The sequence below is a fragment of the Pseudomonas sp. FBCC-B1565 genome (assembly GCF_059133265.1).
This window is the reverse complement of the sequence record NZ_CP101438.1, coordinates 3,174,788-3,194,098: the sequence shown is the minus strand read 5'-3', so window position 1 is coordinate 3,194,098 and position 19,311 is coordinate 3,174,788. Positions and strand designations below refer to the sequence as shown.

The 19,311-nt window shown below is 52.1% G+C and carries 19 protein-coding genes; 7 read left to right on the top strand and 12 right to left on the bottom strand.

Annotated elements, in window-relative coordinates; genetic code table 11:
* Nucleotides 1–39 precede the first annotated feature (39 nt).
* From NL123_RS15040 to NL123_RS15025, 4 genes are read left to right on the top strand one after another with little or no spacing between them, the layout of a single operon-like run.
* The gene (locus NL123_RS15040) at nucleotides 40–996 is read left to right on the top strand and encodes a TIGR03756 family integrating conjugative element protein (protein ID WP_494358153.1); all 957 of its coding nucleotides are present in this window, start codon (nucleotides 40–42) and stop codon (nucleotides 994–996) included.
* Nucleotides 993–2,375, top strand: coding sequence for an integrating conjugative element protein (locus tag NL123_RS15035; RefSeq protein WP_494358152.1), 1,383 nt, complete (start codon nucleotides 993–995; stop codon nucleotides 2,373–2,375). Before NL123_RS15040 ends, NL123_RS15035 begins: the two co-directional genes overlap by 4 nt.
* Before the next feature lie 3 nt (nucleotides 2,376–2,378).
* Complete coding sequence (locus NL123_RS15030; protein WP_494358151.1) at nucleotides 2,379–2,687, top strand: hypothetical protein; 309 nt, start codon at nucleotides 2,379–2,381, stop codon at nucleotides 2,685–2,687.
* A 10-nt stretch (nucleotides 2,688–2,697) separates the two neighbouring features.
* Nucleotides 2,698–4,254, top strand: coding sequence for a conjugal transfer protein TraG N-terminal domain-containing protein (locus NL123_RS15025; RefSeq protein WP_494358150.1), 1,557 nt, complete (start codon nucleotides 2,698–2,700; stop codon nucleotides 4,252–4,254).
* An 8-nt stretch (nucleotides 4,255–4,262) separates the two neighbouring features.
* Here NL123_RS15025 and NL123_RS15020 read toward each other — a convergent pair whose 3' ends face one another.
* The 11 genes from NL123_RS15020 to NL123_RS14970 all read right to left on the bottom strand — a co-directional run bounded on the left by NL123_RS15020 (nucleotide 4,263) and on the right by NL123_RS14970 (nucleotide 15,638).
* A complete protein-coding gene (locus NL123_RS15020) occupies nucleotides 4,263–4,628 on the bottom strand; it encodes a DUF3742 family protein (protein WP_494358149.1) in 366 nt (121 codons plus the stop codon).
* 1,461 nt (nucleotides 4,629–6,089) lie between these two features.
* On the bottom strand, nucleotides 6,090–6,800 hold the full coding sequence (locus NL123_RS15015) for a ribonuclease activity regulator RraA (RefSeq protein ID WP_494358148.1): 711 nt from the start codon (nucleotides 6,798–6,800) through the stop codon (nucleotides 6,090–6,092).
* A 19-nt stretch (nucleotides 6,801–6,819) separates the two neighbouring features.
* Entirely contained in the window at nucleotides 6,820–7,605 is a 786-nt protein-coding gene (locus NL123_RS15010; RefSeq protein WP_494358147.1) for an SDR family oxidoreductase, read from the bottom strand.
* Nucleotides 7,606–7,639: 34 nt separating this feature from the next.
* A complete protein-coding gene (locus NL123_RS15005) occupies nucleotides 7,640–8,788 on the bottom strand; it encodes a pyridoxal phosphate-dependent aminotransferase (protein WP_494358309.1) in 1,149 nt (382 codons plus the stop codon).
* Between the two features lie 122 nt (nucleotides 8,789–8,910).
* Complete coding sequence (locus NL123_RS15000; RefSeq protein ID WP_494358146.1) at nucleotides 8,911–10,155, bottom strand: cysteine desulfurase-like protein; 1,245 nt, start codon at nucleotides 10,153–10,155, stop codon at nucleotides 8,911–8,913.
* An 18-nt stretch (nucleotides 10,156–10,173) separates the two neighbouring features.
* Nucleotides 10,174–10,911, bottom strand: coding sequence for an amino acid ABC transporter ATP-binding protein (locus tag NL123_RS14995; RefSeq protein WP_494358145.1), 738 nt, complete (start codon nucleotides 10,909–10,911; stop codon nucleotides 10,174–10,176).
* Nucleotides 10,908–11,582, bottom strand: a complete 675-nt coding sequence (locus NL123_RS14990) for an amino acid ABC transporter permease (RefSeq protein WP_494358144.1) — start codon at nucleotides 11,580–11,582, stop codon at nucleotides 10,908–10,910. Before NL123_RS14990 ends, NL123_RS14995 begins: the two co-directional genes overlap by 4 nt.
* A 32-nt stretch (nucleotides 11,583–11,614) precedes the next feature.
* Nucleotides 11,615–12,439 carry a basic amino acid ABC transporter substrate-binding protein gene (locus NL123_RS14985; protein WP_494358143.1) on the bottom strand — a complete coding sequence of 275 codons (825 nt, stop codon included), beginning with the start codon at nucleotides 12,437–12,439 and terminating at the stop codon, nucleotides 11,615–11,617.
* A 230-nt stretch (nucleotides 12,440–12,669) separates the two neighbouring features.
* Nucleotides 12,670–13,599 carry a dihydrodipicolinate synthase family protein gene (locus NL123_RS14980; protein ID WP_494358142.1) on the bottom strand — a complete coding sequence of 310 codons (930 nt, stop codon included), beginning with the start codon at nucleotides 13,597–13,599 and terminating at the stop codon, nucleotides 12,670–12,672.
* Between the two features lie 12 nt (nucleotides 13,600–13,611).
* On the bottom strand, nucleotides 13,612–14,979 hold the full coding sequence (locus NL123_RS14975) for a dihydroorotase (protein ID WP_494358141.1): 1,368 nt from the start codon (nucleotides 14,977–14,979) through the stop codon (nucleotides 13,612–13,614).
* A complete protein-coding gene (locus NL123_RS14970) occupies nucleotides 14,976–15,638 on the bottom strand; it encodes an aspartate/glutamate racemase family protein (RefSeq protein ID WP_494358140.1) in 663 nt (220 codons plus the stop codon). The genes NL123_RS14975 and NL123_RS14970 overlap by 4 nt, the downstream gene beginning before the upstream one ends.
* Nucleotides 15,639–15,834: 196 nt before the next feature.
* Here NL123_RS14970 and NL123_RS14965 point away from each other — a divergent pair, with 196 nt between their 5' ends.
* From NL123_RS14965 to NL123_RS14955, 3 genes are all read left to right on the top strand, one after another.
* The gene (locus NL123_RS14965) at nucleotides 15,835–16,530 is read left to right on the top strand and encodes a GntR family transcriptional regulator (protein WP_494358139.1); all 696 of its coding nucleotides are present in this window, start codon (nucleotides 15,835–15,837) and stop codon (nucleotides 16,528–16,530) included.
* Between the two features lie 874 nt (nucleotides 16,531–17,404).
* Nucleotides 17,405–17,728, top strand: a complete 324-nt coding sequence (locus NL123_RS14960; RefSeq protein ID WP_494358138.1) for a hypothetical protein — start codon at nucleotides 17,405–17,407, stop codon at nucleotides 17,726–17,728.
* 136 nt (nucleotides 17,729–17,864) lie between these two features.
* Entirely contained in the window at nucleotides 17,865–18,827 is a 963-nt protein-coding gene (locus NL123_RS14955; RefSeq protein ID WP_494358137.1) for an ArdC family protein, read from the top strand.
* A 134-nt stretch (nucleotides 18,828–18,961) separates the two neighbouring features.
* On the opposite strand, the gene NL123_RS14950 is transcribed toward NL123_RS14955, so the two are convergent.
* Entirely contained in the window at nucleotides 18,962–19,156 is a 195-nt protein-coding gene (locus tag NL123_RS14950) for a DUF7740 domain-containing protein (protein ID WP_025214500.1), read from the bottom strand.
* Between the last annotated feature and the right edge of the window lie 155 nt (nucleotides 19,157–19,311).

Sequence of the window (19,311 nt, the reverse complement as noted above, 5' to 3'; positions counted from 1 at the left end):
CATTGAACCTGTCCAGGCCATACACCCAGAGCCTGGATCATGTCTGCTGCCTGCCCGCATATTTCGCCCCAGAAGTTACATCCTTTGGTGCTGAGCATTCTGCTGGCATCCGGGTCGAGCGTAGCGCTGGATACCGGCAGCATTACCGCCTCCGTACTTTCTCCCGACTGCCTCGAGTACAAAGTCGTCGGCATCTGCTTCTGGTTACTCTGTACCCCCTTCGGCTGCACGGTTAAAACCTCGACCAAGGTTCGTCATTTCATTCCTGAACTGGTGGTCTCGAGCTATGCCACCACCGGTGCCAATCCTTGGACCGAGATGGCCGAACTCTCCTCTCCCATCAGCGGTGCGGAAGGTGGCGGTAACCTGATCACGCCGAACACCCAGCGCGATAACCTGCCTCGTTTCAAAAATGTTGATGGCATCGGCCACCCCGGAGGCTGGGCCGCCACGCAACTGGCCTCGCAATCCGGCTACGCCTGCGCCAGCGGCGCCACGGCGTTCATGCCCTACTACCTGAGCACTTTGGACTCACTGGCCTGGCGTCATGGCATCCCGGAAAGCCTTTACCCCGAGTCGCTCGTGCCGGGGATCCGTGAAATCGGTCGTCAGCTCGCGGGAAACATGTGGGGCAACGTCTATCCCCGGCAAGGATTTCTGGTACAACCCGACGACTTCAAAGCCGCTGCGGTGATGGCGCAGCGGGCGGGTGATGTCATTACCCGCAACTGGCAGCCGCATTTGTATGTCCCGCTCATACACGTACCACGCGATGGTTATTGGCCGCCTGGCCCCATCGCTGAAAACGAAGCTTCGACCCACAAGTGGCAATTGCTCTCCCCCCTGGCTCAACCCACATGTGCCATCTTCCCCAGCGATCCGGTGCAGAGCGCAGATGGCGGCTACGCCTGGTCGCTGTGGCGTCCCTATAGCTGCTGCAAGCGTGAGGGACAGACCTTCCTGTTCAGCATCGACTTCGAAGGTGGTGCTTCATGAGTCGGCTTCTTGCAGGACCATGGTTGGGCCCGATGAGTTTGTTGCTCTGTGGACTGCTTGCCGTGGCCACACATACCCACGCCGCCGAGGACGATTACCGCTTAGGCACCCAAGGCGAAGTGCTCGACGATCGGGTGATGTACACCATCGGTGGCGGCTCGGCAGTGGGTTCACCGAGTTCGCTCTATCGCCCCAACGGGCTCGGTGTCGGCGCTTCATGGCGAGCGAACATGATGTGCGGCAACATGAGCCTCACCAACACCTTGCAAAACCAGTTGAACGGCGTCACCGAAGGGTTCCAGCAGATCATGGGCAGCATTGTACAGAACGCGACCCAAGCGGTGATGTCGCTGCCTGCGTTGATCATCCAGCGCGCCAACCCCGGGCTTTATGAGTTGTTGAGTAACGGGGTGATGCAAGGGCGCATCGACTTCGACCGTTCCAAACTGACCTGCCAGGCCATGGCCGAGAAGATGGCTGACAAGGTCGGCCAAGCCGGCTGGGGCGCATTGGCCAAGAACCAGGAGATGCAGGGCAACCTCGAACAAACCGGCGGTGATGCGGTGGCCGCGGTGAAAAACACCGAAGCCCATAACGGCAACAATGGGGTGTCCTGGGTCGGCGGCTCAAAGGCTGGAGGTAGCGGGCAAGTGCCCATTCGGGTGACTTCCGACGTGGTGCGTGCGGGCTACAACCTGATGCATAACCGATCGGTGGATGAAAGCTCCTCAATCAGTAGCAGTGATTGCCTAGGTGGGGCCATATGTCAGACATGGACTTCGCCCCAAGAAGAATCCGACTGGGCCGTTCGCGTGCTGGGTGAAAGCGAAGTCGCAACCTGCGATAACTGCGAAACCCTGCGTGCTACGGCCGGCAGTGGATTGACGCCGCTGATCCAGGAAGCCTATAGCGAACGCCTCCAGGCCCTGCAAGGGCTGCTGTCGGGTTCACTGCCGCTTACCCCAGACAACTTGACTAAAGCCTCGAGCCCGATGCTGCCGGTGACCCGAGGCGTGATTGAAGCTCTGCGCGACGATCCCGACCAGGATCTATTGGCACGACGCCTGACCAGTGAAACGGCCCTGTCCAGCGTGCTCGACAAAGCCCTCCTGCTACTGCGCACGCTGCTGGCGGGCAGCCACGAACCGAACATCGCTTCGGCCGAACCGGCCCAAACGGCCTTGACGAAAAACATCGACACGTTGGAGCGCGAAATACGCATGCTGCAGACCGAGCTGCAGGTACGGCAAATATTGGCTACCAATACCGCCAGCCTCGTGCTCGATCGGCATGCCGGAGGTGCCGATGCGTCGCGCACCGTCGAGCAAGGCGACCCCGAACCTGGTCGACTCAACGACGCTGACGCAAGGCGTAGGTAAGTCATGAAACGCTCACCGCTATTCACTTTGCTTTCTTGTCTGGGGATTGCTGTGGCGATGATCCTGAGCGCCGCGCTGATCGCATGGATCAGCCGTGCTGCGCTGGGTAGTTTCGAAGTCTGGCAGCAGGCGCTCGAATCCGTACGGCCCTATCTGCGGTGGTGGCGTGCCCTGCTCTACGGCGTCCTCTTTGCACTCTGGTGGGACCTGCTGAGGCGCTACCGACATCGACCACAGGATCGACTGCGCGTGAAGCGCGCCGGGACATTAGGGCTCTTGCTCTTTACCTGCGTCGAGCTCACTCGATTGTGAGGTCACGACCATGCTCATGAGCACCAACAGCTACCTAGAGTTTTACCTCTCCCTACTGGCCTGGATCATCAACAACGGTATCTGGAACGTTCTGTCCGATACTGGACTGTTCGCCGCGCCCTTCGGCGCGATTATCTTGCAAGAGTGGTTGTCGGCCCGTCAGCAAGGCGCGGATGAAGGCAACAAGGGATTGCTCTCGGTGCCTCGAATCGAGAATCGGCTGTGGTTGGCCTACATCATCGTGTTGTTCGGTTGCGCGCCGGTCTTTCCGCTAAACCTCGCTTCAATGGCGTTCGATGATGCAGCGAGCCAACGATGCGGTGTCAGCGTGGCCAAGCCTACGGAAACCGCCTGGGGCGCCACTTTCAACACCATCGGAGAACGCTCTGCCAACGTGCCTGTCTGGTGGTTTCTGGTTCATGCCTTGAGCAAAGGAGTGACCGCGGCGGCCACCGCCTCCATCCCCTGCGCACCGGATATCCGGCAGATGCGCATGGAGATCGACAGTTCGCGCATCGACAGTCAGGTCCTGCTGCAGGAAATCGCCGACTTCACTCGTGACTGCTACAGCTATTCCCGCTCTCGGCTGTTCACCAATCGTCCGCAGTTGGGCAAGGCGCAAAGTCATGATGCGTCCTGGATCGGCTCAAGCTATTTTCTCGACACTCCGGGCTACTACGACACCGATCGCTCACGTACACCGCGAGTCAGTTGGCCGTATGACGACAGCCGCGATGTTTCCTTACCGCGACTGGAGAATGGCGCGGGCTACCCCACCTGCAAGCAGTGGTGGAGTGATAGCGGAGTCGGGCTGCGAGAGCGTTTGATCGAGCAAGTCGATCCTTCGCTGCTGACTCAGTTGAAAAGTTGGTTGACTGGCCGCTCAAGCAACGAGATCGAGGATGCCACCCTGCGCGAACTGGTCAGTCCGCGCCAGCAATCGATGTCCATGTCGCCCGGACAGGTGTACCAGGACTATGGTTCCAGCGCTCGTGGCGGCTCGATCAATCAGGGGCTCAATAACCTCGCTACCAATACCGGATTGGCCCTCGGTTCCTTCAGTAACTTCCCGGCAATGAATGCGCTACGCGCTGCCCTGCCGATGGTGCAGGCGTTCCTGATCATGGGCGTCATCATCAGCTTGCCGCTGATCTTGCTGGTCAGTACCTACCAGTTGAAAACCGTCATGACGGTGACGTTCGCGCTGTTCACGCTGCACATGCTGAGCTTCTGGTGGGAACTGGCGCGTTGGGTCGACTCCAGCATGCTCGATACCTTGTACAACCAGGTTTCGGCTTCCAATCAGGTGCTGTTGTCGCTGCCTACGTCCGGGTTTATGGATGGAACCGTCACGGCACAAGTAATCGAGTATGTGATGGGGGCGATGTTCGTCGTGCTACCAATGCTGTTTCTAGGGGCCATGAGTTGGGCCGGATATAGCGTAGGTTCAGGCGTAGAAGGAATGCTCAGCAGGGGAACCCACGCAGCACAGACAGCGAGCTCTAACGGAACCTCTCGGTTGATGAGCGGTGCAAGAATTGTTTCGGGTAAATCGAGCTCAAAATAACCAAGAGTCTACTCCAGAGAACCCCATTTATCGTACCGCTCAGGCCAAGACGTTCTATGCGTTGGATCATCGAGATCGTCAATACCTGGAGTGTCTGAATCTTGAATTGGGATAGTTGCTAATACGACGATTGTGCACATCAGCACAAACAACCAGAAGCTAACAAAAAGAAATGCTCCGAGCAGAGCCAACTTGGCAGTCAGAAAACTCCCGCGAACAAGTAATTTACCTGCGGGCATACCTGCCGTTTCCGCACGCTCAACCACGCGGGATTCAAACGTTTTCAACTTACGGTAACCACGCTTCACCCACAGACCACAGGCGTAAGCCCAGCGGTGGGCACGTGAACCCTGAACAGGTTGCTGAGTCGGCATGGTCTCGCCTGGATGTTCATAATATAGTTTGACACAGAGCCCAACGTAATTGGCGGCCTCCAGCGGTACGACCTACCGTTGCGTATGAATTATAGCTTGACACAAGCAGACGGTTCGTCGAAAAAAACGGCCCGCTGCGCATAACATAGTTCGACACAGGGAGGAGTTGACTCTAAGCAGACCCACCAACGCTGTAGGTCCTCCGCGCGCACGTCCAATTGCCCGGAGCTGATAAGCAGCGCGCCAGTTTAGATCGTTTGTCACACGCAATTTTGCACCGTCAGTGCTCGGGCGTGTGGTGACAACCCTGAGGCACAGCGCTTCCGCAACCCGCCCAAGAACACGCATTACGGTGAGGTGAGCGTCGGGTGTAAATACAATGCGGTGCTGTAACAACCCTAGCTCATTCACACTCACGAGGCCAAGCTCATAGGTGAGCAGCTCCAGCAGGTCCGCCCCGCTAGTGGCAATGACCAGGTCCAAACTCCTCAAGCCATTGTCCCACTCGTTCTTGAATTGGATGGTCGATGAGTTGATCTTACCGTGCACATCCAGCGCAGCCACATCCAGACTATATTGCTGGACAATGGGTCTTCAGTACTGATCGAGGATGACGGGGGTTTGCTACATGACCGCTTCGTGGTTACTCGCCAGCTTGGCCGTCGTGGTAGGCTCGGCTGATCCAGCGGGTTAGTATTTCACCAAGTCGAGAAAAAATCATATTGGCTGCTTAACCATCTTTGTACCGTGAAAATGAGTAGTTTGTGCGCAGCACCTAGGGCAAAAAACCCTTGTCCCCTCCCGTTTGGGATGGGGGCGCTTCAGTTGCATGACGGGCATCTACAACCCACCGAGGTATGGTTCAGCATCCGAAAATATTTTCCTCATAGGTCCACCCCGATAACAAGCTATGAAGACGAGTTCGGCTGCTACATCAGTCGGCAGAAAATCAACGGCATCGTTCTATCGGCTACGGCCGATGCATTTGATATCACTCATCTGGGCGCACTTGCCCAAGCGAACCAGTGCGAGTACGTGCTGCCTATCTTGATGCCCGAAGGTAAAGCCTGGCAGTTACCAACAGAAGCATTCGTTACCAATGCCTGCTGATCAGTTTAAAAGCTTTTCCGCAGGCTCCTTATTGAAAGCCTGGTCTCCGCGGTTGGCCTTGATCGCTTTGCACACGTCAACAAAGTCGGGATCAGCTTCGTTGGCGCCAGTAGGAAGCCCGCGGCCGCATAGCCATTATAGATCGACCCTATCCGGATAGTGGCGAAAGGAGATTGTCGCATTCAGTGGTCCTGAAAGGTGGCGTGGAATGGATGACCATTCATCGACATGGAGAGTCACGAGGTGCCCCTAGTCAGCGAAAGTAAGTCAACCTTGAGTCACCGCCGGGTAGGGACCGCTCATGCACGTCGACTGCGGCCACCTTTAGATGGCCGCTCTTAAAACGAGAATTTACTTGAGACTCTGCGCGTACTGATTTCGGGTAACTTCATCTGGAGGATATAATCCTGGTAGCGGTTTACCGCAATTGATCTGCTCCATAACCCAACTATCAAAACGCTCTTGCTCGATTGCGAGGGCGACAACCTCTTTGACTAGAGCTGCAGGAATCAGCACGGCGCCATCCTCATCCATCACGATAAAGTCATCGGGAAAAACCCCGACTCCACCGCAGGCTATAGGTACCTGAGAGCCCACAAATGTCAGCCCGGTCGTGGGTGCCGGAGCTGCAACTCCGTTACACCACACGGGTAACCCTGTCTCTCTAACCCCTACAACATCACGGATCCCCCCATCAGTGAGTAAGCCGGCGACTCCTATTTTACGCATGCGGGCACATAAAATATCACCAACAGTACCTACGTCCGACACACCCATAGCATCGACAACAGCAATACACCCATCAGGCATCTTTTCAATAGCTGTGCGGGTGGTTTCGGTCAAAACAGAATGGGATGGATTCGAAAGGTCTTCACGCGCCGGGATGAATCGCAACGTGAAAGCCCTTCCCGCTACTCTTTGCTGTCCGCTAAATAGCGAACGCGCTTGGCGTACCCAGACATTCCTCAATCCCAATTTCAATAATACGGTTGTAAGGGAAGCTGTGGTCACCGTTTGTAGGGCGGCTAGGAGCTTCTTATCACTATCATGAGCCTGGTGCATGAAACCCTCCACTAACGGATCAAATACTGGAAATAAGGCCACCATCTACCCGAATAACGCTGCCAGTAATATAGCTTGCGCGGGCACTGGCCAAAAAGGCCACCGTGTCTCCGTATTCGCTAGGATGGCCGTAACGACCAACCGGGATTGCCGAAACGCTCTCTTCTGATACTGCATGGACGCTACGACCTTCACGCTGTGCTTTCTGTTCATCCAAGAACGTAATGCGAGGGGTAGCAATACGCCCAGGAAGGATGATATTAGCGGTGATTCCATACTGGCCAACCTCGCGAGCGAGTGTTTTCGACCAGCCTACCAATGATGTACGCAATGCATTGGAGAGCCCTAGGTTGGGAATCGGAGCTACAACGCCGGACGAGGTCGAAGTGATGATCCGACCCCAGTTGCTTTTCTGCATTCCAGGCAAAACACGGTCAGTTAGTGCGATGACTGACATTACCATTGACTCAAAACTCTGACGCCAGAGTTCCGGGCTTTGACCAGAAACAGTAGAAGGCTTAGGGCCACCTGTATTATTCACCAGAATATCAACACATCCAAAGTTTTCTTCAATCTTGGAGACATTCACATCAATGAGACTTAGATCGCCTAAATCCCACGCCAATGTCATTGCATCTCCGCCAGCATTGCGAATAGCTTGTGCAGTATTCTCTGCAGCCTCCAGGTTAATATCGCCTAGAGCGACCTTGACCCCCTCAGCTGCAAGTGCCATCGCAATCGCGCCACCCAAGCCGCCACCAGCGCCAAGAACCAGTGCTACTTTTGAATCGATCCCAAAGTTCATAAATTATATCTCCAAGTTAGAAAGTATCAGGCTGTCAGGAAAGCTTAACACATGCGCTTTTGATTCTTGCACAAGCGGATTGAAGCGTTGAATCTGCTACAGCGAAAGAGATGCGGAAATAGTTTGACAGCCCAAATGCACTGCCAGGCACAGTTACTACGCCAGCATCTTCAATTAGCCACATAACAAAATCCACATCACTTTTGATAACTTCTCCATCAGGTCGTTTCAATCCAATCATAGCGGAACAAGAAGGAAATAGGTAAAAAGCACCATTTGGTATTCTGCAACTTATTCCGGGAATGCTATTGAGCTCATCAACGCAGTAATCTCGTCTGCGCTGAAAGATCCGATTTCTCTCGTCAAGGAAATCCATCGACCCATTCAAAGCAGCAACTGCTGCGGCTTGACTGATGGAGGATGGATTAGAGGTGCTTTGCGATTGCAGAATTGACATTGCCTTTATTATGTCTTCAGGCCCTCCAGCATAGCCAATTCGCCAGCCTGTCATAGAGTAGGCCTTTGAAACACCATTGCAAGTAACTACTCGATCTTTTAGTTCTGGTTCAACCGCGGCGATGGTCGAAAACTCCCAGTCGTCATATCGGAGATGCTCATACATGTCATCGGTTAAAACCAGGATCCGCGGATGCTTCAGCAACACCTCAGCAATAGATTTCAACTGATCGGCAGAATAACCGGCCCCGGTGGGGTTGCTTGGTGAATTTAGTAACAGCAATTTTGTCCGAGGAGTGATCGCAGAAAGTAAATTTTGAGCTGTCAGAAGAAAATCATCGGATTCAGGACATGCCACCACTACCGGAACACCGCCGGCAAGGCGCACCATATCTGGATACGACACCCAGTAAGGCGCAGGAATAATCACCTCATCGCCAGTATCAAGCGTAGCAAGGAGTGCATTGTAGATGACCTGCTTACCACCAGTGCCTACACTGATCTGTGATAAAGCATAAGACAGATTATTATCGCGCTTGAATTTTGCGGAAATAGCTTCCTTCAGGTCAGCAGTGCCGTCAACATTGGTGTACCGGGTCTGCCCGGATTTGATCGCAGCCGAAGCTGCCTCGCATATGTGCTGGGGGGTGTCAAAGTCTGGCTCACCCTGCGATAGAGCAATGATATCGCGACCTTCAGCTTTAAGGTCACTGGCAAGACGGCCCATTGCAATCGTCGATGATGGTTTAATGGCCGAAAGCCGGGAGGAAATTCTCGTCAACTCAGAAACCTCTATGCGGTAAGAATCTGTAAAAACTATGAGATTGATACTCTCAATGAGCTTGCTGTCTATCGGTTGTAGAAGGTCTGATGGCAAGCCTCGATCAAAGAGTCAATTTCTGACTGGGTCGTGTAATGCGCCATTGAGACACGCACAACCCCACCTGCATCTGTGAGCTCTACTGCTTCACACAGTCTACGAGCATGGAAATCACCACAACGAATACCAATACGTGATGCATCAATCAATCTACAGAACTCAACACTATTTAGCCCTGCGACTTTGAAACTTATAATAGGCAGGCGGCTTTCTTCATCCCCCACTTCCGACCCAACGATACGGCAATCTCGCCGTGAGACTAAATATTCTAGAAACTTCGTAGCTAGGCCAAGCTCATGTGCGGTAATCGCAGTAAATGCTGCCCTTAGCAAATTTCTTGAAGAGCCAGTAGCACCAACGTGACTACCAAGTCCACAGAGATAATCGACGATAGCCAAGCTTGAACTGGCTATTTCGTAATTTGGGTTGCCAGGCTCAAGCTTACCCGGCAGATCCGAGGCACTATAGAAATAATGATTTAAGGAATCTAGCTTAAGTAAGAGATCTCGCTTGCCGTACATTACGGCGCCATGCGCACCAAATATTTTGTAGAGACTGAATACGTAAAAATCGACATCAAGCGCTTGGACGTCAATCAATCGATGTGGGGCAAATGCGACACCGTCAACACATATCTTAGCTCCGGTTTTTCTCACAATATCCACGATATCTGCCAACGGTAGCACGGAGCCTATGATGTTCGAGGCATGTGTTACACAAACTAGCTTTGTCCTGGAAGTAAGCAAGGTTCTAAGATCTTCCAAGTCAAGGCTTAGTGAACTACGTCGTACTTTCCAAAATCTGACCTTTATACCCTGTGCTTCAAGGGCGAGCCACGGTCCAATATTTGACTCATGATCAAGATTCGTCAAAATAATTTCGTCGCCAGTAATGAATGACGACTTCATGGCTTCCGCCAGATTCCGAAATAATACGGTGGAGGAGCTTCCGAAAATTATTTCTTCTGGATACATCGCTCCTGTAAGTAACCGAATGGCCTCCCTCCCGCTTGCAACCGCAGATGCGGCACGCTTTGAAAGATCGTAGCTCCCACCTAGCTGTACATTGCAAGTCAGTAGATGATACCTCAGCGATTCGACTACACCGCCCAGGATTTGGGTTCCCCCAGCGTTATCTAAATATATCCACTGTGAGTCGAGGCCTGGGAAGTGGGAGCGTACATACGAAACGTCAAGGGATTTGATATTGCCCATGCTAGCAACCCTCGAATATCAGTGATTCAATACAGCTCGCAGGAAACAGCGAGTGCGTTCCTCTCTAGGTGAATCAAAAATCTCGACAGGGGTTCCCATCTCGACAATTTGTCCTCCATCCATGAAAATCACACGGTCTGCAACCTGCTTCGCAAATCCCATTTCATGGGTCACGATAATCATAGTGACGCCAGTCTTCGCTAACGCTCGCATGACCTCCAATACCTCACCGACCATTTCTGGATCGAGCGCAGATGTGGGTTCATCGAATAGCATTACCTTGGGCTCCATTGCCAAAGCACGCGCGATGGCAACCCGCTGCTGTTGGCCACCTGAGAGCTGTTCCGGGTATTTTAGAGCATGTGCTCCCAACCCAACCCGCTCTAGAAGGGTAAGAGCCGCCTTTTCGGCCTTCGCTGCGCTAATACCACGTACTCGCATCGGCGCAATCATAATATTCTTCAAAACACTAAGATGAGGGAACAAGTTGAATCCCTGGAATACCATCCCTACTTCTGCACGGACTTTGGATAAATTTTTGCCTACTTTAACTTTGACACCCTCGACCTCGATGATGCTTTCGGGAGAGAACTCCTCTAACCGATTGATGCATCGGATCAGCGTGGACTTACCTGAGCCTGAAGGGCCGATTACGCAGATAACCTCACCCTCGGCCACATCCAGATCGATGCCATGTAGCACACGAACATTGCCATAGGACTTTTGTAGGTTCTGTATAGAAATAATATTGCTCATCCTCGCGCTCCAATTTTGTAACGCTTCTCAAGCCTCGCTACAATAGTGACCATCGGCAAAAGCAAAGCGATATAAATGATAGCCGCACCTATCAAAGGACTTGGGTTAGCCATAAGCGCCTGAGCTTGAGTCGCTTGCTTAAGTAGATCTGGCATCGCTACAACCGATGCCAACGCTGTGTCTTTCATAACGTTGATGCAGTTGTTAGTCAATGCTGGAATAACAACTTTAATCGCTTGAGGGAGGATGATCTCACCCATCATGTGACGATACGAAAGACCCAGTGCTGCCGAAGCTTCAAACTGCCCGCGAGGTATAGCTTCAATACCTGCCCTGAAGATCTCCGCCGTGTATGCCGTAGAGACTAAAGTGAACGCGGTGATAGCCGACATAAATGGGGATAGCCGTATGCCTACAAATGGCAAGGCGTAGTAAATCACAATCATCAACACAAGAAGCGGAATAGACCGAAATATATCGATATAGCATCGCGCACAAAACTTTGTAATAAGATTACCATAGAGCCGCATCAGTGCTACAACTAGACCACCCGCTAACCCTGCTAATATTCCGACCAAGCCTAGCTGCAGTGTTGTCCATAACCCTGTTAACAATAAAGGAAGAGACTGGTGGAGAACCGAGATATTAAAAAAGTTTGTTATGATGTCCATTTGCGCACCAAAGTCGTTTGTTGTCTTTATTTTTATTGAGCAGCAGATAGCTGTCCTTCTACCGGCACCGCCTCTACCACTGAAGTCGAGCTGTCGTCAGATGGCATTGACCCAAACCAGGTTTGATGCAGCTTAGCGATGAAACCTTCCTTTTTCAGCGAGCTCAAAACCTCATTAACCTCCATCATTAAAGTCGAACTTTTTGCAAACATCATTGAATATTTTTCGCCTGTTGGAATGCGATCTACAACCTTCATATTAGGTTTGTCTTTCACGTAGTATTGCAGCGCTGGAATTTCCGCGATATACGCATCAATCCTACCTGCAGCTAGATCGAGCATTGCGAGCTGGAGACCTTCGTAACGGCGGATTTCGGCAATCTTATACTTGGATTGATTCGCCGTAGTCCAAACGTCGCCGGTAGTGCCTGTATCGACACCAACAGCCTTACCGCCAAGGTCATTCACATTTTTAATATTACTAGTTGAAAGAACGGAAATTGATTGGTCGCTGTCGAAATAGGGTTGAGCAAAGCTTACCGAGGCCAACCGTTTGTCGGTTATCGTGATACCCGATATAGCGATGTCAATTCGCTTTGACTGAACTGCCGAGAAAAGGCCGTTGAAGGGAATATTTACGATTTCAAGTTCACGATTTAGGCGTTTTGCAACCTCGCGCACCAGATCGACTTCGAATCCGACAATTTGACCAGACTTATCCTGAAATTCGAAGGGGAGATATCCTACATTCGCGCCCACTACTAGGTCTGCTGCCTGTGCTGCCGGAGCAAAGCACTGCACCGCCAACGCAACTGATGCGCAGAACAACTTCAATTTTCCAACAGAAATATTATTCATCTGTCACTCCTAGTCGCTATTTTATTTAGGGCTTCACACTTTACGAGGAAAGCAATTTGTTATGAATGGAGTATGATGTATTGCATGCATTACAGATTGATACTTAGAGTATATTTACCTTTGATGGTAAGGTTCTCGTGCCAGTCCAATTAGACCTCACGTACGAACTTAGTTCAGGCATCAATAATGATACCTGCGACATCTACGCCCGAAGGCGTAGACGTATGCTTTTACTGGCCAAGCGACGCAAGCCTGGTATCCAAACGAGCTAAAAGACGATCAATCTCTTTCTTTGCTGTTTCGCTAAGTGCCAAGCCAGGTCGGCGCTGCGCCGCTGACGCGATCGCTCCACGCTTCTCAAGCAGATACTTTCTGACCGCCAAACCCAAACCTGGTTGCTGTTCGTAACGCATCAACGGCAAATATGCGTCAAATACATCATGCGCTTCAGAGTACTTGCGTTCTTGGCTAAGCCGAACAACATCAACCATCATTTCGGGGAATGCGAAACCAGTCATGGCACCATCCGCACCGCGCTGCATTTCCTCTGGAAGAAATATCCCAGCATTCCCACATAGGATCGAAACCCGTGGTCGCCCATTATCTTCAGCTTTTCTCAAATCAGTTACTTTCTGCAACCCCGGCCAGTCTTCATGCTTGAGCATTACAATACTTGGGTGGGCCTCAAAGATACTGTTGAGCGTTTTGGAAGATATCTGAACGCTTGTTGCAAGCGGGAAATCTTGCAACACAATCGGTACATCCTGCCCCAACGTTTCGACAACATTACGATAGTAACTTGTTACTTGTTCATCTGTACGCAGAGATGATGGCGGGGCTACCATAACGCCCGCCGCCCCCATATCCATCACAGTTTTTGACAGTTCGCCCAATGCAGCGAGTCCGGGAGCGGAAACTCCAACAACGACAGGCTTATCACCCGATCTTTTTAACACTCGGCGCGTCACCTCAACTGACTCAGCCTGTGTCAGCTTCGGCGCCTCGCCCATCATCCCCAGGATCGTAAGACCATCAGCGCCTTTCTCGTAATAAAAGTCAACGACTCGATCCAAGCTATCAAAATCGATTGTACCGTTGCTGTCGAATGGCGTCACGCCGATTACAAAAACGCCTTTCGAATTTGCGCTAATCAGAGCCACTTTATTACCTCCTTATTTGAACCAGTGATTTTCACTGCGTTTTACGTACTCCCCGGAACCTGGAGAACTTAGTACTTTTTTACCGTCCCATGCCAACTCACCACGGAGGTATGTCCGCTCTACAGTTAAGGTAAATTCGCGCCCATCGAATGGACTCCAGTTAAGCTCATCATGTGCTCGGCTGGAATCCCATATTTGATTCTTTTTGGAAACGACAGCAAAGTCCGCGTCAGAGCCAACACGGATGACACCCTTCTGTGGCCAAAGTCCGAAGAACTTTGCAGGCCGTTCACATAGATATTCTACTGTCAACCTAGGCGCGTCGTAACCACGCTTTTCAGCGCCGGTGTAAAATGCAGGCAGCAGTGTTTCAAGACCGGGCACTCCTGCTCCAGCATCGAAGATAGAGTCGGTAAATTTATTATTGATTGGCCAACTTGAGTGATCGGAGCTGACAAATGCGACACGACCTTCGGCAACCTCCTTCCAGAGCGGTTCTATCTGAGCTGGACGGATGGGAGGATTCACCTTCATCTTGGCGCCCAACTGCTCACCGTCCGTCAGAGGATCGAACCACAGATAGTGAACGCAAAGCTCGCCTGTCGCCCTATAGCCATCTTTTACATAGTTTTCGACAAGCTTGTAGCCCCGCTCGGTGGTGAGATGGACTATGTGAGCATGCGCATCTAGCGAGGCACCCAGCTCTAGGAACTGAGCCGTTGCTGCTAATTCGGCAGCTGGTGGTCGGCTCTCTGAATGAACGGTCAGACCGTTTCGTCCCTCTGACTTTGCTTTTTCAATAAGCGCGCGAACAATCTCTTGATCTTCATTATGAACGCCTAATGGTATGTCAGTACCAGCTAGCGCCGAAAAAATATTGTATATCTGATCGGTTGTAATTCTCGGGAAGCGTGTCGGACTGCTTTCAAACGTGGATATCTTAAACGCTGCGATACCGTGATCAATCAATGGAACTATATCTTCCATCGTCTGCCCCGGGAGTACAGTGCCATAGAGCGCCATGTCTGAATAAGAGTGTTCTTCAATGGCGGCAACTTTTTCTTTAAGTCTCACCAGATTGTTAAGCGGGTGTGGATTGTCGTAGGGCATATCCACGACCGTGGTAACGCCACCTGAAATTGCTGATCGTGTAGTAGATCTGATCCCAGGTAACCCCCCTGCGCTGCATGCGTGGGTTTGCCCATCTACTACTCCAGGGATAATTATCTCACCCGTCTGAGCTTTATAGGTCTTTTCTGCATCTGGAGCTGGCCCGCGCCCGATTGCAGCAATCTTGCCGTCGCTGACAGCGATCCAACATTCATTTGCAATCCCATCCGCAAGCACAGCCGTGCCTGCCAATACCAGATCATATTTCATGCCCTACTCCCGTGATATTTCATGTCCAAAGTTAGAGCAGCCAGTGCTACCCCTGCTTGCACCGGGTCAATTACCGGAACACCCAGTTTCATCTGCAGGTCCAAACGGTATTTGCCGAGACCGGCACACCCCAGAATTATCACCTCTGCTCCATCGCAGCTGATTAATTTTTCGGCTGTCTGGCTGAGCACTTCTACGACGTCTTCACTTAAGAGTTGAACTACTGTCTTATCAATTGACCTATCGCCGGCAAGACGCCCAGCAATCTCAAGATGTTGTAGATACTTTAAATGGCGGTTGATCGACGATTGCCCTAGGGACACAACACCGAATTTTCTTCCCAGGGACAACGCTGTTAAGTACGACGACTCAGCGATTCCAAAGACAGGCACGTCCACAACCTCACGCACCGATTCGATGCCTGGGTCAGAGAAACAAGCGATGACGATTGCGTGCGCGTTGGATGATTCGGAAGCTCGGATGAGGGTAGGAATGACCAGCTTCACATGATCATCGGTTTCTATCCCTGCAGGAGATTCGGGGAGCTCAATGCAGCAGATCTCGTGAGGCGAGGATTCGCCAAGAGCCTTCAACGACGCTTGCATGCGCTGCGTCACGGCCTTGGAGCTATTGGGATTGATGACGAGAATTTTCGACACGGAGCTTTACCTTCGGCGTGAGATCACGCAGGCTTTTTTATAGGATGTCAGTGGAACACTTCGTGATATACCAGAGCATATATCTGTACAATCTTCGCGTCAACCTCTATATTCCGGCCTGCGATAACGCGCTCGCGGACCAGTTCGCGCTGCTTAGCCTGGCCTTGGGCTAACGCATTTACGTTTAGGAGCTCAAATGCAAAACCTTCCCGGAGAAGCCGTTAAGCGGCGTGCCGGCTCTCTGACCCAGCAAGCCTACGAGTTGCTCAGGGAACGGATCATCACGGGGGATCTGCCGCCCGGACGAGATGTCTCCGAGCCTGAACTTGCTGAGCAACTCGAAATGAGTAAGACCCCCGTCAGGGAAGCGTTGAGCCGCTTATGCATCGAAGGTTTGATGGAAGCCTTTCCCCGCCGTGGTTACCGTGTTACGCCAGTCACGGTAAAAGACGTCAATGACCTGTTCGCGGTACGCGCTGCCCTAGAAGGTATGGCCGCTAGCGCCGCGGCCATCAACATGACGGGACTGGAACTTGACGAGCTAGAGCGTCTTGCCTGCGCCACTTATGTAATCGGCGAAGACATGAGCACTAAAGCATTTGTTGCGAGTAATGAGAAATTTCACACTGCTATTGCTAAGGGGGCGAAAAACCCTAGACTTTTAGCGCTTGTTAAAAGCCACATAGAGGAGTCCGATCGCTTGTTTTATCTAGGTACTCGGAGTAGGGATATCAATCCGGAGACTAATCGAGATCACTCTCACATTGTTGAAGCGCTTCGAAAGCGGGACGTTATATTAGCGCGCCAAACCATGACTGACCATATTGAGCATACCCGTCAGGGACTTCTCAAGGCTTTGTTGTACGCTGATGAATCGCTGGTTTCTATCTGAACGCTTAATCATTCCTCCTTGAAGAATGGCAGGCGTTCTCTATATACCGGAAGACATCTGTGGACTGACCTTTTGTAAAAGTTAACGTGTTTAGTTGGTGTCCAAGTGCTTGGTCATCGCATAATTGCGTCTCGCTGCATTGCGTTGAAGACTGGCTCCGTTTCCAATCACCTTGCAGCAATCGCTTGGTGCGTGAAAACATACAGCTTCACCTAACGACGGAAAAGACAGTAGGAGAAGTGATCGCCGTGGCGACCAGCTAGAGGAACTCCAACCCTACACCCGTCACAAATCGAAGCGATGAATCCAGACCAGTGGAAAAAAAGCCTGGCCCCCCCCGTAAATACGGGGGTTTCAGGAATGTGTCAATCTATGTTGCGTGATGTCAAACTTTATTGTTCTGTGTCAATCTTTGTTGTTCAAAACCATCGCCCTCTGCTGAGCGTTTCCATGGTGAGACAAGAGTAATAGCCTACTACTGAAAACGGCCCGCGCCTGACCGCTTATCAGTTTGCCCAGCCGAAAAATTTTCACCGGAATTCAGAAGACAGCCCCCGTAAATCAGGGTCTTTATAGTGATTGACCCATATAAGTCGTCCGGCTAAATACAAGGTACGGATCGCTGTTATCAACAGCACCTGCCCAGATAGCCAGGACCTTCGAGACTATGTCACCTCGGTGATGGTTCTCCCCAAGTGCGATGAGCGTTCGGTGGCTCGCACGATGACTGTTGCTACGGTGGTGAACGCCTACTGCTCTCCTAAGCGCCTTTCGAGCGCTGCTCGCCAGGCAAACCTTCTGGTTTCTTCAACCCACGGCGGGGAAATTCTTTCCCCTATGGGACAGGTTTCTTCGCTCTCAACGGAGGTACACCATGTCCGACTCACTCACATCCAAAATACTGGATAGCCTGCGCTTGCCCGTTGTGTTTACTCCAGACGCGTGGCAACGCGCAGTACTGCTCGACGGTTCAAATCATTCTCAAAAGCTGCAGCTCGATCAACTGAGCAATGTGGTACGCGCAGCCTTCAAAGCTCACCTGGCCGATCCAAACGCAGCCTACGTGGTGTTCGAGGTAGGCAAAGTTGCCTCAGCACGTGATGAGAATCATGAACCGTTGCTGCAACTGAGCCTCAGCCTGCTTCAGGCACCGAACCAGCCTGACGCCCTGCTGATAGCGCTTACGGAAGAGCAGTAACGCTAAACGCAAACGGCCATACCCGGCCACTGATACAACTCAGGCTATACGCAGTCCTGTACCAATCCAATCAACACCCACCGGGGAACCCTCCCCGACGGGCAAGGCGTTCCTCCGGTTTTTCGAGGGAAATGCCATGCGCAATATCTACCAAGACGTGACTGACAAAATTGTTACCGCGTTAGACCAAGGCGTAGCGCCCTGGATCAAACCCTGGTCCTCAAATGGCTCAACTGACGTCGCTCATCACCAACCCTACCCTATCAACGCCATCACCCAGCGTCCCTATTCGGGCATCAATTTACCGTTGCTCTGGGCCGAGGCCAGGTTGCAGGGGTTCACTCAAGATCGCTGGCTCACCTTCAACCAAGCCAAAAAAGCCGGAGGGCACATCCGTAAGGGTGAGCACAGCACCCTGGCAGTGCTCTACAAACCGATGGAGCGCGAGGAACAGACCGAATCAGGCCAACCCGTACTTGATGAGAACGGTCAGCCCAAGGTCGCTCACTTTGGCATTCTCAGGACGCATTTTCTGTTCAACATCGAGCAAACGGAGGGGCTCGAAACGCTCAACGAAACGGTGCTCGATACGGAATCGAGCGATCCCTTCTTCCTCAACAGTGCTGCCGAAAGCCTGTTGCTAAGTTCGGGCGCGAATATCATTCATCGATTTGCCGACGAAGCCTTTTACCACCCGATCAGGGATCTCATCCAACTGCCGACAAAAGCGCAGTTTCACGACCAAGGTGGATACTACGCCACCGCGCTTCACGAGCTGACACACTGGACCGGACACAACTCTCGGTTGCAGCGTGAGGGTGTGACCTCACCTTGCCCATTCGGCTCGCCAGCCTATGCATTTGAAGAGTTGATCGCCGAAATGGGCGCCGCTTTTTTATGTGCCTACGCAGGTATACGGGGAGAGCTTCGGCACGAGGGCTATATCGACTCCTGGCTCGGCCTGCTCAAGGCTGACAACCGCGCGATTTTCCGCGCCAGTGGCCAGGCCCGATGCGCTTCGGAGTATGTGCTCAACCTGGAGCAGCAACGGAAGCAGACGGTAATGGATGACTCGCGATGCATGAACGATGGAGCTTGATCGTCATCTCACCGCTGCACACGCTTCATAGGGTCCAACACGAGTTGGACCCTTTTTCTATGCCCAGAAAAATCTCCACACTGCGGAGCTCTGACGCAAAGAACATGAGGTAATCCCGTAACCGCAGTACGCCGTTACGTATCCAGATTCTCAGCCAGGTAATCTACCAGCTCGAGTGGACTGCGGCTGTCGATCACCTTGTAGATCAGATCGCGCTTGCTGCGCGGAAGCTTCTTGACCACGCTTTTTGCCGAGGCCCTGACGGCTTCGTCTGTTCCATGGATACGTGCCGCGAGCAGCAGCACGAGCGTGGCGTCAGTGAGGTTCATGACAAGACCTAATAAAATTCGCACCGCAGTGTACCGACACTTTCCTTTTTCGTACCAGCATGCGCATCCAATAAAACGGCACCAGGACAAATCGATATTCCGATTGCCGCACAAAGGGACACACGGCAAAAGGACGGGTAAGGGTTGGAAGGGGA

Bases quoted from the DNA above. Each gene is read 5' to 3' on its own strand.
- NL123_RS15040 (WP_494358153.1), top strand. From the start codon at position 40: ATGTCTGCTGCCTGCCCGCATATTTCGCCCCAGAAGTTACATCCTTTG.
- NL123_RS15035 (WP_494358152.1), top strand. From the start codon at position 993: ATGAGTCGGCTTCTTGCAGGACCATGGTTGGGCCCGATGAGTTTGTTG.
- NL123_RS15030 (WP_494358151.1), top strand. From the start codon at position 2,379: ATGAAACGCTCACCGCTATTCACTTTGCTTTCTTGTCTGGGGATTGCT.
- NL123_RS15025 (WP_494358150.1), top strand. From the start codon at position 2,698: ATGCTCATGAGCACCAACAGCTACCTAGAGTTTTACCTCTCCCTACTG.
- NL123_RS15020 (WP_494358149.1), bottom strand. From the start codon at position 4,628: ATGCCGACTCAGCAACCTGTTCAGGGTTCACGTGCCCACCGCTGGGCT.
- NL123_RS15015 (WP_494358148.1), bottom strand. From the start codon at position 6,800: ATGCACCAGGCTCATGATAGTGATAAGAAGCTCCTAGCCGCCCTACAA.
- NL123_RS15010 (WP_494358147.1), bottom strand. From the start codon at position 7,605: ATGAACTTTGGGATCGATTCAAAAGTAGCACTGGTTCTTGGCGCTGGT.
- NL123_RS15005 (WP_494358309.1), bottom strand. From the start codon at position 8,788: ATGGGCCGTCTTGCCAGTGACCTTAAAGCTGAAGGTCGCGATATCATT.
- NL123_RS15000 (WP_494358146.1), bottom strand. From the start codon at position 10,155: ATGGGCAATATCAAATCCCTTGACGTTTCGTATGTACGCTCCCACTTC.
- NL123_RS14995 (WP_494358145.1), bottom strand. From the start codon at position 10,911: ATGAGCAATATTATTTCTATACAGAACCTACAAAAGTCCTATGGCAAT.
- NL123_RS14990 (WP_494358144.1), bottom strand. From the start codon at position 11,582: ATGGACATCATAACAAACTTTTTTAATATCTCGGTTCTCCACCAGTCT.
- NL123_RS14985 (WP_494358143.1), bottom strand. From the start codon at position 12,439: ATGAATAATATTTCTGTTGGAAAATTGAAGTTGTTCTGCGCATCAGTT.
- NL123_RS14975 (WP_494358141.1), bottom strand. From the start codon at position 14,979: ATGAAATATGATCTGGTATTGGCAGGCACGGCTGTGCTTGCGGATGGG.
- NL123_RS14965 (WP_494358139.1), top strand. From the start codon at position 15,835: ATGCAAAACCTTCCCGGAGAAGCCGTTAAGCGGCGTGCCGGCTCTCTG.
- NL123_RS14960 (WP_494358138.1), top strand. From the start codon at position 17,405: ATGTCCGACTCACTCACATCCAAAATACTGGATAGCCTGCGCTTGCCC.
- NL123_RS14955 (WP_494358137.1), top strand. From the start codon at position 17,865: ATGCGCAATATCTACCAAGACGTGACTGACAAAATTGTTACCGCGTTA.
- NL123_RS14950 (WP_025214500.1), bottom strand. From the start codon at position 19,156: ATGAACCTCACTGACGCCACGCTCGTGCTGCTGCTCGCGGCACGTATC.